This is a genomic window from Methylobacterium sp. J-078, assembly GCF_022829285.1.
GTDB lineage: Bacteria > Pseudomonadota > Alphaproteobacteria > Rhizobiales > Beijerinckiaceae > Methylobacterium.
In genome coordinates this window covers 257,977-272,839 of sequence record NZ_JAKSYI010000055.1, presented here as the reverse complement: position 1 = coordinate 272,839, position 14,863 = coordinate 257,977, and the positions used below count along the sequence as shown (strand labels likewise).

13 protein-coding genes are annotated in these 14,863 nt (G+C 69.8%); 10 read left to right on the top strand and 3 right to left on the bottom strand.

Annotation, left to right across the window (positions count from 1 at the left end; all coding sequences use genetic code 11):
- Nucleotides 1–303: 303 nt before the first annotated feature.
- From MKK58_RS07465 to MKK58_RS07420, 10 genes are all read left to right on the top strand, one after another.
- On the top strand, nt 304–849 hold the full coding sequence (locus MKK58_RS07465) for a hypothetical protein (RefSeq protein WP_243911459.1): 546 nt from the start codon (nt 304–306) through the stop codon (nt 847–849).
- A gap of 239 nt (nt 850–1,088) precedes the next feature.
- Complete coding sequence (locus tag MKK58_RS07460; protein WP_409565212.1) at nt 1,089–2,636, top strand: ABC transporter substrate-binding protein; 1,548 nt, start codon at nt 1,089–1,091, stop codon at nt 2,634–2,636.
- A gap of 298 nt (nt 2,637–2,934) precedes the next feature.
- Entirely contained in the window at nt 2,935–3,915 is a 981-nt protein-coding gene (locus tag MKK58_RS07455; RefSeq protein ID WP_243911457.1) for an ABC transporter permease, read from the top strand.
- Nucleotides 3,912–4,874 carry an ABC transporter permease gene (locus MKK58_RS07450; protein WP_243911456.1) on the top strand — a complete coding sequence of 321 codons (963 nt, stop codon included), beginning with the start codon at nt 3,912–3,914 and terminating at the stop codon, nt 4,872–4,874. The genes MKK58_RS07455 and MKK58_RS07450 overlap by 4 nt, the downstream gene beginning before the upstream one ends.
- A 24-nt stretch (nt 4,875–4,898) precedes the next feature.
- The gene (locus MKK58_RS07445) at nt 4,899–5,882 is read left to right on the top strand and encodes an ABC transporter ATP-binding protein (RefSeq protein WP_243911455.1); all 984 of its coding nucleotides are present in this window, start codon (nt 4,899–4,901) and stop codon (nt 5,880–5,882) included.
- An 11-nt stretch (nt 5,883–5,893) separates the two neighbouring features.
- Entirely contained in the window at nt 5,894–6,913 is a 1,020-nt protein-coding gene (locus tag MKK58_RS07440) for an ABC transporter ATP-binding protein (RefSeq protein ID WP_243911498.1), read from the top strand.
- Nucleotides 6,914–6,952: 39 nt separating this feature from the next.
- Complete coding sequence (locus MKK58_RS07435) at nt 6,953–8,443, top strand: amidase (protein WP_243911454.1); 1,491 nt, start codon at nt 6,953–6,955, stop codon at nt 8,441–8,443.
- Nucleotides 8,444–8,462: 19 nt separating this feature from the next.
- Nucleotides 8,463–9,356 (top strand): polysaccharide deacetylase family protein, encoded by an 894-nt coding sequence (locus MKK58_RS07430; protein ID WP_243911453.1) that lies wholly within the window; start codon nt 8,463–8,465, stop codon nt 9,354–9,356.
- Nucleotides 9,357–9,449: 93 nt separating this feature from the next.
- Complete coding sequence (locus MKK58_RS07425; protein WP_243911452.1) at nt 9,450–10,196, top strand: PIG-L deacetylase family protein; 747 nt, start codon at nt 9,450–9,452, stop codon at nt 10,194–10,196.
- Nucleotides 10,196–11,047 (top strand): glycosyltransferase family 2 protein, encoded by an 852-nt coding sequence (locus MKK58_RS07420; protein WP_243911497.1) that lies wholly within the window; start codon nt 10,196–10,198, stop codon nt 11,045–11,047. The genes MKK58_RS07425 and MKK58_RS07420 overlap by 1 nt, the downstream gene beginning before the upstream one ends.
- Before the next feature lie 3 nt (nt 11,048–11,050).
- On the opposite strand, the gene MKK58_RS07415 is transcribed toward MKK58_RS07420, so the two are convergent.
- From MKK58_RS07415 to MKK58_RS07405, 3 genes are read right to left on the bottom strand one after another with little or no spacing between them, the layout of a single operon-like run.
- Nucleotides 11,051–12,106, bottom strand: a complete 1,056-nt coding sequence (locus tag MKK58_RS07415) for a glycosyltransferase (protein WP_243911451.1) — start codon at nt 12,104–12,106, stop codon at nt 11,051–11,053.
- Entirely contained in the window at nt 12,103–13,206 is a 1,104-nt protein-coding gene (locus MKK58_RS07410; RefSeq protein WP_243911450.1) for a glycosyltransferase, read from the bottom strand. The genes MKK58_RS07415 and MKK58_RS07410 overlap by 4 nt, the downstream gene beginning before the upstream one ends.
- The gene (locus MKK58_RS07405; protein ID WP_243911449.1) at nt 13,199–14,281 is read right to left on the bottom strand and encodes a glycosyltransferase family 4 protein; all 1,083 of its coding nucleotides are present in this window, start codon (nt 14,279–14,281) and stop codon (nt 13,199–13,201) included. Before MKK58_RS07405 ends, MKK58_RS07410 begins: the two co-directional genes overlap by 8 nt.
- Nucleotides 14,282–14,863 lie beyond the last annotated feature (582 nt).

Below are 14,863 nucleotides of genomic sequence, written 5' to 3'. Positions count from 1 at the left end.
CCTCGGCGCAGGGAACTGGTAAGAACCTGTTGAGGCTTCGTATGATTTCCGGCACTAACCTATGTTGATCTCGCCGTAGAGTTTCGTTTTTGTCGCGACCATAGGGCTCAATTTCCTTCGCTGATCTGTCTCCTTCACAAGGCTAGGGGCGCCACCGGGCAGGAGAGGCTGTATTTTCTGCGCCCAGAGCCCGGGAATCCGTCGTCATCCATGCAACTTGCGCTTCAGAATCGCGTGCTGCGACAATTGTCGCCGGAGGATCGCGCTTGCTTTGCTCCCGCTCTTCATCCCGTCGCGTTGGAGGTGCGCGATGTTCTGACGCGGCCCGGCACCGTGGTGGAGCGCGGCACCTTTCCCGAGGACGGACATGTTTCGGTGATCATGCCGATCGCCGCGACGCGTGTGGAGGTCGGCATGATCGGCTTCGAAGGCGTCGTCGGCGCCGCCGAGGCCGTGCTCGACGGTCGCTGCGCCGTGTACGAACACGTCGTTCAGAACGCAGGCTTCGCCCACGTCATCGCGGTGACGAACCTGCGGGACGCCATGTGCGCCAGCCCGGCCCTGACCGCCACCCTTCAGCGCCTCGTTCAGGCCGAACTCGACCAGGCGCGCCACACGGCCTTCGCCCCTTCGGCATCGAGGCCCCGCTCGCGCTGGGTCCTGATGTGCCACGGGGTCAAGGACGCCGACCTCACGCTCACCCACGCCGCGCCTGTCCACGCCGCGGCAATGGCGGATGTTTTAGCTGAGAAGGCGGAGGGCCGGGCACGCGGACCGGTACGGTCACGCGGCACGCGTCCGTGCAGCGGCATGCAGGTAGACCTTGACCGGGGCGCCGTCATTGACTGATTTTTGGGCACGGACCCGTCTGGCCCAGCCGCGCCCGCCGCACGGGGCGTCGCACGCGATGGCAAGGTGCACGGCGTCCGCGACCCGGTTCGGAGTTGGCGTGATCCATGCCAAGGTGCCCGCGCCACGCAATGATCGCTGCCGGCACGCGCACAGCATGCACGAAGAGGATGGAAGCCTTGTTGAAGTCCACGGTTAAAGCGTTCGCGTCGGCGGCAGTCCTCGCCGGGGTTCTCGGGCTGTCCGCCACGAACGCGGCTCAGGCCGCCAACGTCTTCCGCTTCGCCTTTCAGGGCGACATCAAGTCCCTCGACCCCTACTCGCTCAAGGAAAGCTTCACGATCGGGATGCACGGCGCGGTGTTCGATTCGTTGATCACGCGCGACAAGGACCTGAAGCTGGCGCCGATGCTGGCGGAATCCTGGGAAAATCCGGAGCCGACGCGCTGGCGCTTCCACCTGCGCAAGGGCGTGAAGTTCCATGACGGCTCGGACTTCACCGCCGACGACGTGATCTTCTCGGCCAACCGCGTACGGGCGCCGGGCTCGAATTTCACCACCAACGTGCCGTCCGACGCCGAGTGGGTAAAGGTCGACGACCACACCGTCGACATGAAGCTCAAGAGCCCCAACCCGATCGCCCTGTACCAGTTCTCGACCTGGTACATCATGTCGAAGTCCTGGGCCGAGAAGAACGGCGCCGTCGCCCCGACCCTGCCGAGCGCCAGCTCCACGAGTTACGCGGCGCTCCACGAGAACGGCACCGGGCCGTTCATCATCACCGAGCACCAGCCCGGCGTACGCACGGTGTTCAAGAAGAACCCCAACTACTGGGGCAAGGTGGAATCGAACCTCGACGAGGCGGTCTTCACCACGATCCAGAACGACGCCACCCGCGTCGCCGCGCTGATCTCCGGCGAGGTCGACTGGATCGACCCCGTGCCTCTGCAGGACGCCCAGCGCGTCAACGGGAGCGGCACCGCCACGGTGATGGCCGGGCCGGAGCTGCGCACGATCTTCCTCGGCATGGACCAGTCGCGCGACGAGCTGAAGGACTCGAACGTCAAGGGCAAGAACCCGTTCAAGGACGTCCGTGTGCGCGAGGCCTTCTACCGGGCCATCGACGAGGAGACGATCGCCAAGCGGGTCATGCGCGGCCAGGCCGTACCCTCCGCCCTCCTGATCGCGCCGGTGCTGTTTCCGCTCGCCTCCGAGTTCAAGCGGCCCGAATACGACCCGAAGCGCGCCAAGGCGCTCCTCACGGAGGCCGGCTACCCGGACGGCTTCTCGCTGGGCATGGATTGCCCCAACGACCGCTACGTCAACGACGAGGCGATCTGCCAAGCCGTGGTCTCGATGCTGGCCCGGGTCGGCGTGAAGGTGAACCTCAACGCACAGCCGAAGGCGAAGTACTTCGCCAAGGTTCTCGCGCCCGCCTACGACACGTCCTTCTACCTCGTCGGCTGGACCCCCTCCTCCCAGGATTCGCACAACATCCTGTTCGAGATCGCGGGCTGCCGGAACGGCTCCAAGCCCGGCCGCGGCAACTGGAACCTCGGCAATTACTGCAACCCGAAGGTCGACGCGCTGGCCGATTCCGTCGAGGCCGAGAGCGACCAGACCAAGCGCAACGCGCAGATCAAGGAAGGCTTCGACACCATCCAGGCCGATTGGGGCTTCATCCCCCTGCACCAGCAGGCCCTCGCCTGGGGTGTCTCGAAGAAGGTCACCCTGGTCCAGCGGCCGGACAACATGCTGATGCTGTACTGGGTCTCGAAGCAGCCGTGAGGTTTCGAGAGAGGTTTGCAGCGGTGCGTGGGCCAAGCGTCGATCCGGGGTCGCGAACCGAACAGGTCCGCAGCGGAGGACTGGTCCAGGAAGCGCTCCGTCATCCTGGGGCCGCGCTGCGGAACCGAGGATCCAGACCCGCCGACGAGGCCGGACCTGCCGCCGTCAGCGGTTCTGGATTGCACGCCGCTGGCGCGCCCCTTCGGGTCCGGGCTCGCCTCCGGTGCCCCGGAATGACGGCGCGCTTACCGGCGCCATCGATCGGACGGCTCGGACCCGGTTCGCGAGACGCCCGCGCATGATCGCCTTCATCCTCCAGCGCCTCCTGCAATCCATCGCCGTCCTGTTCGCGGTCGGCCTGATCGCCTTCTCGATGTTCCGCTTCGCGGGCGATCCGGTGAACCAGATCGTGGGCGTCGACACGCCCTATGCCGAGCGCGTCGCCATCCGGAAGGATCTCGGCCTCGACGATCCCGTGGCCGTCCAGTTCCTGCGCTATGCCGGCAACGTGGTCCGCGGCGAGTTCGGCACCTCTTACCAGTTCCGCCAGCCGGTCTCCGCGCTGCTGGCCGAGCGCATGCCCGCCACCCTCGAGCTCGCGCTCTGCGCCACGCTGTTCGCGCTCAGCGTGGGCATCCTGATGGGGGTCTACTGCGCCCTGCGGCGGGACACCTGGCTCGCCAAGATCTTCCTCGCCATCTCCCTCATCGGCATCAGCCTGCCGACCTTCCTCATCGGCATCCTACTGATCTTCCTGTTCTCGGTGACGCTGGGCTGGCTGCCCTCGTTCGGGCGCGGCGACACCGTGCGCCTCGGCTGGTGGACGACCGGGTTCCTCACCGCCTCCGGCCTGCGCGCGCTGATCCTGCCCTCCGTCACCCTCGGCCTGTTTCAGATGACACTGATCATGCGGCTGGTGCGCGCCGAGATGCTGGAGGTCCTGCGCACCGACTACATCCGCTTCGCCCGGGCGCGGGGCCTGACCACGCGCTCGATCCATCTCGGCCACGCCCTCAAGAACACCCTGGTGCCGGTGATCACCATCGCGGGCCTGCAACTTGGCTCGGTCATCGCCTTTTCGATTATCACCGAGACGGTATTCCAGTGGCCGGGTATGGGCCTGCTCTTCGTCCAGGCCGTGCAGAACGTCGATATTCCGATCATGGCGGCCTACCTGCTCCTGGTCGCTGCCATCTTCGTCGTCATCAACCTCGTGGTGGACGTGCTCTACACCATCGTCGATCCCCGACTGCGCCTGTCGACGGGCCGGGCCTCATGAGCGGGTCCGTGCAGGAAGCCCCCGTCGTCCCGCCGGCGCCAGCCAAGCGCTCGACGCTCGCCCGCTTCCTCGACTCCGACGTCTATGTCAGCTTCCGCCGATCGAAGCTGGCCATGGGGGCCTTCGCGGTGACCCTGGTCTTCGTCGTCCTGGCGGTGGCGGCGCCCTGGATCTCGCCCCAGAACCCCTACGATCCGGCCCAGCTCGAGCTGATGAACTCGAGCCTGCCGCCGCTCTGGTACGCCGACGGCGTCGCTCCCTTCACCCTCGGCACCGACGACCAGGGCCGCGACGTGCTCTCGGCGGTGTTCTACGGCCTCCGGCTCTCCCTGGTGGTCGGCCTCCTCGGCGTGCTGGTCTCGGGCACCCTCGGCATCCTTCTCGGGCTGCTGGCGGGCTATTTCGGGGGTTTCGTCGATACGCTGATCATGCGCGTCGCCGACGTGCAGCTCACCTTCCCGGCGATCCTCATCGCGTTGGTGGTGGACGGCGTCGCCAAGGCGGCGCTCGGCAGTCAGATGGACACGAACGCCGCCATCGGGCTCATCGTGCTCTCGATCGGTCTGTCGTTCTGGGTGCAGTACGCCCGCACCGTGCGCTCCTCCGTGCTGGTGGAGAAGAACAAGGATTACGTGCAGGCCGGGCGGCTCATCGGGCTGTCATCGCCGGTGATCATGGTCCGGCACGTCCTGCCCAATGTCCTCGGGCCGGTCTTCGTCATCGCCACCATCAACCTCGCCCTCGCCATCATCACCGAGGCGACGCTGTCCTTCCTCGGCACCGGCCTGCCCGATTCGATGCCCTCGCTCGGCACCCTGATCCGCACCGGCAACCGCTTCCTGTTCTCCGGCGAGTGGTGGATCGTCGCCTTCCCGGGCCTTGCGCTCGCCGGCCTCGTCCTGGCGATCAACCTGCTGGGGGACTGGCTGCGCGACGCCCTGAACCCGAAACTCCAGTGATCGCGCCGGCATGACAGAGCTGCCATGACAGAGCCCGTCCTCTCGGTCCGCAACCTGCGCGTCGCCTTCGCAGGCCGCCGCGGCACACTCACGGCCATCGACGACGTCTCGTTCGACATCGCCCGCGGGGAAATCCTCGGCGTCGTCGGCGAATCCGGAGCCGGCAAGTCCGTCACCGGTTCGGCCGTCATCGGCCTCATCGATCCGCCCGGCGCCATCGTCGGCGGTGAGATCCTGCTGAAGGGGACGCGTATCGACACCCTGTCGCCGGAGGCCATGCGGCGCATTCGCGGCCGGCGCATCGGCATGATCTTCCAGGACCCGCTCACCAGCCTGAACCCGCTCTACCGGGTCGGCCGTCAGATCGTTGAGACCGTCCGCACCCACACCGACCTGTCCGAGAAGGCGGCACGCCGGCGCGCCATCGACCTTCTCGCGGAGGTCGGCATCCCGGCCCCCGAACGGCGCATCGACGGCTATCCGCACGAATTCTCCGGCGGGATGCGCCAGCGCGTGGTGATCGCCCTGGCGCTGGCCGCCGAGCCCGAACTCATCATCGCGGACGAGCCGACCACGGCGCTGGACGTCTCGGTCCAGGCCCAGATCATCGCGCTCCTGAAGCGCCTCGGCACCGAGCGCGGGACCGCCGTGATGCTGGTGACCCACGACATGGGCGTGATCGCGGAGGCCGCCGACCGTGTGGCCGTGATGTATTCGGGGCGCATCGCCGAGATCGGCCCCGTGCGCGACGTGGTGCAGAACCCGCTCCACCCCTACGCGAAGGGCCTGATGGGGGCGATCCCGACGCTCGCCCAGGAGACCGACCGCCTCGCGCAGATCCCGGGGTCGATGCCGCGCCTTTCCAACATCCCGCAGGGCTGCGCCTTCCATCCGCGCTGCCCCTCGGCCTTCGCCCGTTGTCTGGTCGAGCGGCCGGACCCGATCCCGGTCGGGGCGCACCGGGTCGCCTGCCACCTCTACGACCGCTCGGAAGCCTCCGCCGCATGAACGCGCCCGTGATGCCGCCGCCCGCCCCGAGCGCCCGACCATCGGAGGCGCACTACGTCGCGATCGAAGGCCTGCGCCGCACCTTCGACGTGTCGCGGCCCTGGCTCGCGCGGATCATCGAGCGCCAGCCGCGTCAGATTCTGCGGGCGGTGGACGGCGTCAGCTTCGAGATCCGGCGGGGCGAGACCTTCGCGCTCGTCGGCGAGTCGGGTTCGGGCAAGTCGACCGTCGCCCGCATGGTGGTGGGGCTGCTGCCGCCCAGCGCCGGCGATGTGCGCATCACCGGAATCTCGATGACCGACCCGCGCGAGGCCGCTGCCCGCCGCCGCCTGCGCCGCCGCATCCAGATGATCTTCCAGGACCCCTACGCGTCGATGAACCCGCGCTGGCGGGTCCGGCGGATCATCGCCGAGCCGATCCGGGCCTTCAATCTGCTTCAGGGCGAGGGCGCCATCGGAGCACGCGTCGGCGAACTCCTCGGCCTCGTCGGCCTGCATCCCGACGACGGGGTGAAGTACCCGCACGAATTCTCCGGTGGCCAGCGCCAGCGCATCGCCATCGCCCGGGCGCTCGCTTCGGAGGCGGAGTTCCTGGTGGGCGACGAGCCGACCTCGGCCCTCGACGTCTCGGTCCAGGCTCAGATCCTCAACCTGATGCGCGACCTGCAGGACCGCCTCGGGCTGACCTACCTCTTCATCAGCCACAACCTCGCCGTCGTCCGCCACATGGCGAACCGGATCGGGGTGATGTATCTGGGGCGCGTGGTCGAGATCGCAGACGGACGGGAACTCTTCCGTGCTCCGAAACATCCCTACACGCGCATGCTGCTCGATGCGGTGCCGGATATCGGCCTCACCGGGCGCAAGCGCATCCCCGTCTCGGGCGAGATCCCGAACCCCATCGATCCCCCATCGGGCTGCGCCTTCAACCCGCGCTGTCCCTTCGCGAACGAGCGCTGCCGCATCGAGGTGCCGGCCCTGGTCGAGGGCGTGGCCTGCCACGCCTTCCAGGAGCGGCGGCTGCCGGCCTGAGGGCCCGCGGCACGCGCGGACGCGCTCCAGAGCCAGAGCATGAGCACAGACCCATCCATCGCCGCAGCCGTTCCGGAGGGTGAGGCGTCGGAAGACGGAATCCTCGGCCTCGGCCTCGTCGCGCTCTCGGCCGCGATCCACGCCCGGCGCGTCTCCTGCGTCGAGGTCATGACCGTCTGCCTCGATCAGATCGACCGGGTGAACCCGGGCGTCAACGCCATCGTGGCCCTGCGCGACCGCGCCGACCTCCTCGCCGCCGCCGAGGAGCGCGACGAACAGGCCGCGCGCGGTGACTTCGCCGGACCTCTGCACGGCATCCCGCTCGCCGTGAAGGACATCGACGCCGTCAAGGGCCTGCCCTTCACGCTCGGATCGCCGATTTTTCGCGACCGCATCGCGGCCGCCGATTCCATCATGGTCAAGCGCCTGCGCCGGGCCGGCACCATCATCACCGGCAAGACCAACATGCCGGAATTCGGCCTCGGCTCGCAGACCTTCAATCCCGTCTACGGCGCCACCCGGAACGCCTACGACCCGAGCAAGACCTCCGGCGGCTCCAGCGGTGGCGCGGCCGTGGCGGTGGCGCTCCGGATGCAGGCGGTGGCCGACGGCAGCGACCATGCCGGCTCGCTGCGCAACCCGCCGGCCTTCAACAACCTGTTCGGCCTGCGCACCGGCTACGGCCGCATCCCGATCGAGACCAAGGACGCCTTCACCCCCGGCCTCGGGGTCGCGGGCGGAATCGGGCGCTCCCCGGCCGATATCGGCCTGCTGCTCTCCGTCCAGGCCGGCTACGACGCGCGGGTGCCCTACTCGAACACGCAGGATCCCGGCATCTTCGCCGAGGATCTGAAGCGCGACTTCACCGGCGCCCGCATCGCCTGGTTCGACGATCTCGGCGGCCACCTGCCCTTCGAGCCGGGGGTGCTCGACCTCGACCGCAGCGCGCTTCCCGCCTTCGAGGCCCTGGGCGCCAAGGTCGAATGGGACCGCCCGCGCTTCGACATGGGCAAGGTCTGGCGCGACTGGCTCACCCTTCGGGCCTGGATGACCGCCTCGAACCTGCGTCCACTCTACGACGAGCCCGCCTATCGCAAACTCCTCAAGCCCGAGGCGGTCTGGGAGGTCGAGCGCGGCCTCGCGCTCTCCGCCGATCAGGTCACCGCCGCGCAGGAAGGCCGCACAGCCTGGTACGAGGCCGTGCGCCGGTTCCAGGAGCGCTATGACTTCCTCCTCATGCCCTCGACCCAGGTCTTCCCCTTCGACGTCGAGGAGCATTGGCCCAAAACCGTGGGCGGCCGGGCGATGGATACCTATCACCGCTGGATGGAGGCGACGATCCCCGTCACCATGAGCGGCCTGCCCGCTCTGAACGTCCCGGCGGGCTTCGACCCGGCCGGGCGCCCTTCCGGTATCCAGATCGTCGGCCCCAACAACGGCGAGCGCGCCTGTCTCCAACTCGGCGCCGCCTACGATGCCGTGACCCGGTGGGTCACCCGGCGCAGGCCTGCGCTGCTGAACCCGTCCTGACCTTTCGCCGAGACCTCCGATGACCGACACGCCCGCGCCGCATCACGGCCGCTACGCCTACAGCGCCTTGCCCGACCGGCCGGTCTACGATTGGCCCGGGGGCAAGCGTCTCGCGGTCTATCTCGGGCTCAACCTCGAGGGCTTCGACTTCGGCCGCGGCCTCGGCGCCGAACTCGCGCCCGGTGGCCCGCAGCCGGACGTGCTCAACTACGCTTGGCGCGACTGGGGCAACCGTGTCGGCGCCTGGCGGATCAAGGACACCCTCGACGCGCTGCGGATGCCCGCGAGCGTTCTCGTCAACAGCCGGCTCTATGCCGATTGCCCCGGCCTGATCGAGGCGTTCCGGGCGCGGGGCGACGAGATCGTCGGGCACGGTCGCACCAACACCGAGCGCCAGGGCGACCGAGCGGAATCCGAGGAGCGGGCGCTGATCGCCGAGGCCACCGCGATCCTGACCGCCCACGAGGGAAAAGCCCCGAAGGGCTGGCTCGGGCCATGGATCTCGCAGAGCCATCGGACGCCGGACCTCCTGGCGGAAGCGGGCTACACCTACCTCCTCGACTGGTGCCACGACGACCAGCCGACCTGGTTCTCCACCCGCGACGGCGGCCGCATCCTGGCGGTGCCGTATCCGCAGGAACTGAACGATATCCCCGCCATTGTGGCCCGCAAGGAGACCGGGCAGCAATTCGCCGACGCCCTCGTCGAGGCCTTCGACGAAATGCTGGAGCAGTCGCGGACCGCACCGCTGGTCATGGGGATCGCCCTGCATCCCTACATCGTCGGCCAGCCGCATCGCCTGCGCCCCTTGCGCCGGGCCCTCGCCCACATCGCCGCGCATCGAGACGAGATCTGGCTCACCACCGCCGGTGGCATCGCCGATTTCGCCACGGAGAGCGGCACCGCCCTGTAGTGGAGTCGGTGGCGGCCGACCGTTCAGACATCGATCAGACTGGCCCGGGTAGACAGGCGCCTCGCGTCTTCGACGCCTGCCCCGAGCCCACCCATGCATGCCGACGCCTTCCTCGCCGCCGCCGAACACCTGCCCGTCCGTGATCTCGACGCGCTGACGGGCGGCGCCGGCCTCGTGATCGTCGCCCCGCACCCGGACGACGAGAGCCTCGGCTGCGGCGGCGTCATGGCCGCCGCCCGCGCGCGCGGCCAGACGGTCGCGGTGGTCATCGTCAGCGACGGCTGCGGCTCGCACACCCATTCGGTGCTCTACCCGCCCAACAAGCTCCGGGCCCTGCGCGAGCAGGAGACCCTGGACGCAGTCGCGGCCCTCGGCGTACCCCCGGAGGCCGTGACCTTCCTGCGCATGCCCGATGCAGGCGTGCCGAGCGCCGGTCCCGACGCCGAGGCCGCCGCCGCCCGCATCGCCGAGATCGCCGTGATGGCGGGGGCTGGAGCGGTCTGCGTGACCTGGGGCCACGATCCGCATTGCGACCATCAGGCCGCCGCGGCCATCGTCCGGCTGGCCCAGGGGCGCCTCGGTGCGATCCGCAGCTACGCCTATCCGGTCTGGGGCTGGACCCTGCCCGAGGGCACCGAGGTCGGGAATGCTCCGACCGGGCTGCGCGTCGATGTCGGTGCGCATCGGTCGGCGAAGGCCGCGGCCATCGCCGCCCATCGCTCGCAGACGACGGACCTTATCGCCGACGATCCCACCGGCTTTCGCCTGGAGCCCGCAATGATCGACCGGTTCACGGGCGATTTCGAGATCTTCATCGCCCTCCACGAGTCGACCTCGTGATCCCCGGCACCACCATCATCACCCTAAACAAGGGCCGCGACGCGCACCTGGCACGCCTGCTCGAGGGGCTGGCGCGCGGGCCGCACCCGGAGGCCTGCGTCGTGGTCGAGATGGGCGCGGACCCTGCGCCACTGCCCGAACTAGGCTTTCCGATCCGGCGCGTTCCTCTGGAGGCGGCGGGCCTGCCCCTGGCGCGCGCGCGCAATGCCGGGCGCCGGGCGGCCACGACCGAGCGGCTGATCTTCCTCGATGTGGATTGCATCCCCTCCGTCGACCTCGTGCCCTGCCTGAGCCGCGACCTCGACGCGGCGGACGGCCTGATCTGCTGCGAGATCCGCTACCTGCCGGCGGGCGTGGTGGCGGATGGCTGGTCCGAAGGCGCCCTGCGCGCGGCCGGCCACCGGCATCCGGTGCGGCACTTTCCGGAGCGTGGCCTCGCCCGGTCCGAGAATGTCGGCTTGTTCTGGTCCCTCGCCTTCGGCGTGCGCGCCACGACCTTCGACCGCCTCGGCGGCTTCGACGAGGGCTTCGACGGCTACGGGGCGGAGGATACCGATCTCGCCTTCCGGGCCGACGCCCTCGGCATCCCCGTCCTGTTCACCGCCGGGGGCCTGGCCTTCCATCAGCACCATCTCGCCTGCGACCCGCCGCTGCAGCACTTTTCCGACATCGTGCGCAGCGCCGCGCGCTTCCGCGCCCGCCACGGCCTCTGGCCGATGGACGGCTGGCTCGACGCCTTCGCGACGCGGGGGCTGATCGGTTCGGACTGGCGCGACGGTGTGACGGTCCTGCGCCATCCGACACCGGAGGAGATCGCGGCCACGCGTCTGCCCGCCGACCGCCCGTTCTGAGCCTCAGGAGCGTCGGGCGTCCATCCGGTCGGCAAGGTCGGCGATGAGTCGCGCCGTCCGGGCGATCGCGCCCGGCTCGGCAAGGGCGCCGATTCGGGCCGGGTCGAGGCGAAGGCCGGCGGCGATCACCCCCGGCCACGCCGCCGGACTCGGCCATACGGGACAATGGATCGCCGCACCCAGCGCGGCCAGGGACTCGGCCTTGGCGACCTGCTCGTCGAAGGCGCGCGGTTCCGGCAGGCAGACGAAGCGCTTCCCCGCGGCAGCGACACCTGACACGACGCCGTCGCCGCCCGCCCCGACGACCAGGGCGGCCCGCGCGAGCCAGGGGGCCGGGTCCGCGACCCATCCGTGCAGGTGGAGGTTCGCCGGCCGGTCCCCGCCCGTATCCTCCACGGGTCCGAGCACGTGCCAGGACCGGTCCGGCACCGCCCGGGCCGCCTGAGCGAGATCCGCGAGGCGTCCGCCCTCCCCGCCGCGACCGTAGATCACCAGGATCGAGCCGTCCTCCGGCGTCGGCGGCAGCCGGTCGGGCACGGGCAGGCCGGCATAGAGGGTCCTGGCCCGGACCCAGTCCGGCGTCCCGGCCGCTTCGAGTTCGGGGGGAAAGAAGGCCAGCACGGCCTCGGCGCTGCGGAACGCCTCGCGATGGGGCGGATCAGTGCGGTTGCCCGACAGGCGCACCGCCAGGGTCGGCACCGACATCAGGCGCGCGAACAGGGTGATCTCGACGGAGACGTCGACGACAATCAGCGCCGGATCGGATTCCACGATCCAGGCCGCGAGGCGGCCCATGCGCGCGCGGATGTTGTCCGCCCCGACGGGGGCGTAATGCAGCGCCTCGGGCCGCTCGGATGCGTCGTCGAGGCCGTCGAAGCGTTCGCTCAGGCGGTCGTCCGGCAGATCGAGGAGGGCGCCGGCGGCATCGCGGGTGTCGATGTCCGCTAGGGTCCCGATGAGCGTCACCGGGCGGTCGAGGGCTGCGGCGATGCAGTTGGCGCGCTGCCAGTGGCCGGCGCCCTGGTGATGGACATAGTAGCCGATCGGCCGCCGCCTCATGCGACGCGCGCCATCCGGGGCCGACCGAGCAGGGCATGGAGGCCGTCCAGGGCCTCGTCGAGGGGAACCGAAACCGCCTCGGGAATGCCCTCCCCGACCCGCGCCTCCACCCGCTCGACCAGCGCGATGGCGTTCGGGCAGGCGGCCGGCGCGATGGCGGCGATGTCGGCCCGCGCGAGGCCGAGAGCCGCCAGGCCCGCCTCCGGCCCCTCGGGATGATCATAGGCGGCGGCCACGGCGCGGCGGCGCTCGATCAGCGCGCGCCAATGCTCCGCCGGGGGCAGGCAGTATGCTTCCGCACCGGCGGCCACGCGGGCGCGACGGGTCATCTCCGTGGCCATGCCGCCCTGGACCCGGCCGATGCCGCGGTCGGAGACCGCGATGGAGACATGCGGGCAGTGGCGCACCCGGCCACCGTGCACCCGCACCCGCGAGACCAGGGCGTTGTCCTCGCCGCAGGCGATGGCGGGCAGGCCGCCCACGGCACCGTAGAGCTCCGCCCGCAGGCACAGGCTCGCCGCGACGTGGTCACCGTGGCGCGGCGCCGGATCGTGGGCCGGGGGATCGAGCTGATCCTCGAGCGCGCGGACGGACGACCAGTATTCCTCGATCCTCAGGTGGAGTGCGCGCAGGGCCGGATCCTGCATCGGTGCATCCGCCTGGAGCACGAGCCGGCCGCCGACCATCTCGGCGTTGCGCAGGGCGCGCAAGTTGGCCCGTACCCAATCCGGCGGCGCGACTGCGTCCGCGTCCGTGCTGAGAAGGACACCGTCCGTGACGCCGTCCCCGGCGAGCCACGCGACACCCTCGTCGAGGGAGCGCCGGCGCGCGGTCCCGACATGGGCCTCGGGCGCCGGGATGGCGGCCTCGATCACCCGGAGATCCAGGCCCTGGGTGATGCCGTCGCGCACCATGCCGGCGAGCACGTCGACCGTCGCATCGGTGCAGTTGTTGGCGAGCACGACGACCCGCAGACGGGTACCGTCGCCGTTCCCGGCCTGCGCGGCGAGGGAGCGGATCAGGCGCGGCAGGGCTTCGGCCTCGTTGCGGGCGGGCACGCAGACGACGGCCCGGCCGAGGGACAGGTCCGGCTCAGGCATTGCTGACACGCGCCGCGATGGCCGCGCGGGCGGCGCGCTGCAATTCGATCTCGTAGAGGTCCTCGTAGCGGTCTGTCATGGTGCTGGCGTCGAAGAGGTGTTCGGCCCGGCGCCGGCAATCGGCCCGGTCGAGGCGGATGGCGCGGGTCACGGCTCGCCCGAGATCGGCCACGTCGTCGGCCTCCGCCAGCACGCCGGAGGACGCATCCAGGATGTCGGGAATGGCACCGCGCCGGAAAGCGGCGACGGGCGTTCCGCAAGCCAGGAATTCGGCCAGCACGAGGCCGAAGGGCTCCTCCCAGCGCGGCGTGCACAGGGCGACATGCGCCTCGCCGACCCAACGAGCGAGATCGTCATGTCCGAGATGCCCGATATAGGTGATGTCGTCGCCGAGGCGGGGCGCGATCTCGCTGTCCCAGTAGGCCGGGTTCGAGCGCGGCCCGGCGAACTTCAAGGGCAGCCCGGCCGCGCGGGCGGCGTCGATGGCGAGGTGCGGGCCCTTCTCCGGCACGAGCCGCCCCATCCAGATGGCGTGGGGTGCGCCCACCGGACGCGCGGAATACGCGAAGGCGTCGAGGTCGATGCCGTTGCCGATCACCTGCGGCTCGCCGATCAGATCGCGCCACTCCCGCGCCAGGGAGGGCGACACGGCCGCGAAGGTCATGTCGCGGGCGCGGGCCCGGACACCCCGCACGAAGGGCTCGAAGGGTGGCGTATGCAGCGCGGTCACCATCGGCACGGCGAGTTCGCCGGCCCGGAGCAGCGGCAGGTAGTGCAGGCTGTTGTTGTGCACGAAATCGTAGCCACCGGCGGCGACCGCATCCATGATCCGCACATAGGCCGCGTGCTCGGCGGCATCGATCCGAGCCTCGGAGACGTCGTCGAAGGCGCAGCCGGTAGGCGCGCAGACCGGAACCAGATCGAAGGTCCCGCCGGACCCCTCCGAGGCGTAGAGCGTGACCGCGTGGCCTCGGGCCTGGAGTGCGGACGCGAGCAGATGCGTGTGCATCTCCAACCCTCCCGAGAACGGCTGAGCGATCGGGAACTTGAGATGCGCGATGATGGCGATCTTCACGGGATACGGATCACGGACGTTCGAGAGGGGGAGGCGCCGGGGCGCTTGAAGACCCGGCGGCGGGCGTCGATGCCAGGGAGCATCGACCTATTCAGGAGGCCATCCCAATCCACAACGTAACGTGAACAGATGCGTGGATCGCGGCTCTTGGTGTACCACGAACCAACCGTCGTCACGATGAGAAACGGAGTGTGTATCGTGCTCGCGTCGGTCGAGCTTACGCGCTGCGATGCCTCCGTGCGCGCATCGACGCCAGCATGGCGTGCGCGCCGATCCTCATGATTCCTCCGGGGACGGCAGCGGCCGACCACGCTGTCGGGAGGGATGCAGGCTCGCCTTCGATTCTTGCCGGATACACCCTGATCTTCGCCACGTCGGCGTCCTTGGCCTCCCCTGCTTCTTGCGCCAACTGCACGGACCCGCGAAATGCCGGCCGAAGCGGCGGGGGTTCGAAGATCGAGCTCGGCTCGATCGGCAACGCTATGTCCGGCACCAAGGCTAAAATCTCCCGATATGGTCGGCGCAACGAGCAATGGGTTTCCGGACCGAGCGACTTCGACGATTGATGTCTCCAAGCAGACA

Bases quoted from the DNA above. Each gene is read 5' to 3' on its own strand.
- MKK58_RS07440 (WP_243911498.1), top strand. From the start codon at position 5,894: ATGCCGCCGCCCGCCCCGAGCGCCCGACCATCGGAGGCGCACTACGTC.
- MKK58_RS07450 (WP_243911456.1), top strand. From the start codon at position 3,912: ATGAGCGGGTCCGTGCAGGAAGCCCCCGTCGTCCCGCCGGCGCCAGCC.
- MKK58_RS07415 (WP_243911451.1), bottom strand. From the start codon at position 12,106: ATGAGGCGGCGGCCGATCGGCTACTATGTCCATCACCAGGGCGCCGGC.
- MKK58_RS07430 (WP_243911453.1), top strand. From the start codon at position 8,463: ATGACCGACACGCCCGCGCCGCATCACGGCCGCTACGCCTACAGCGCC.
- MKK58_RS07435 (WP_243911454.1), top strand. From the start codon at position 6,953: ATGAGCACAGACCCATCCATCGCCGCAGCCGTTCCGGAGGGTGAGGCG.
- MKK58_RS07445 (WP_243911455.1), top strand. From the start codon at position 4,899: ATGACAGAGCCCGTCCTCTCGGTCCGCAACCTGCGCGTCGCCTTCGCA.
- MKK58_RS07425 (WP_243911452.1), top strand. From the start codon at position 9,450: ATGCATGCCGACGCCTTCCTCGCCGCCGCCGAACACCTGCCCGTCCGT.
- MKK58_RS07455 (WP_243911457.1), top strand. From the start codon at position 2,935: ATGATCGCCTTCATCCTCCAGCGCCTCCTGCAATCCATCGCCGTCCTG.
- MKK58_RS07410 (WP_243911450.1), bottom strand. From the start codon at position 13,206: ATGCCTGAGCCGGACCTGTCCCTCGGCCGGGCCGTCGTCTGCGTGCCC.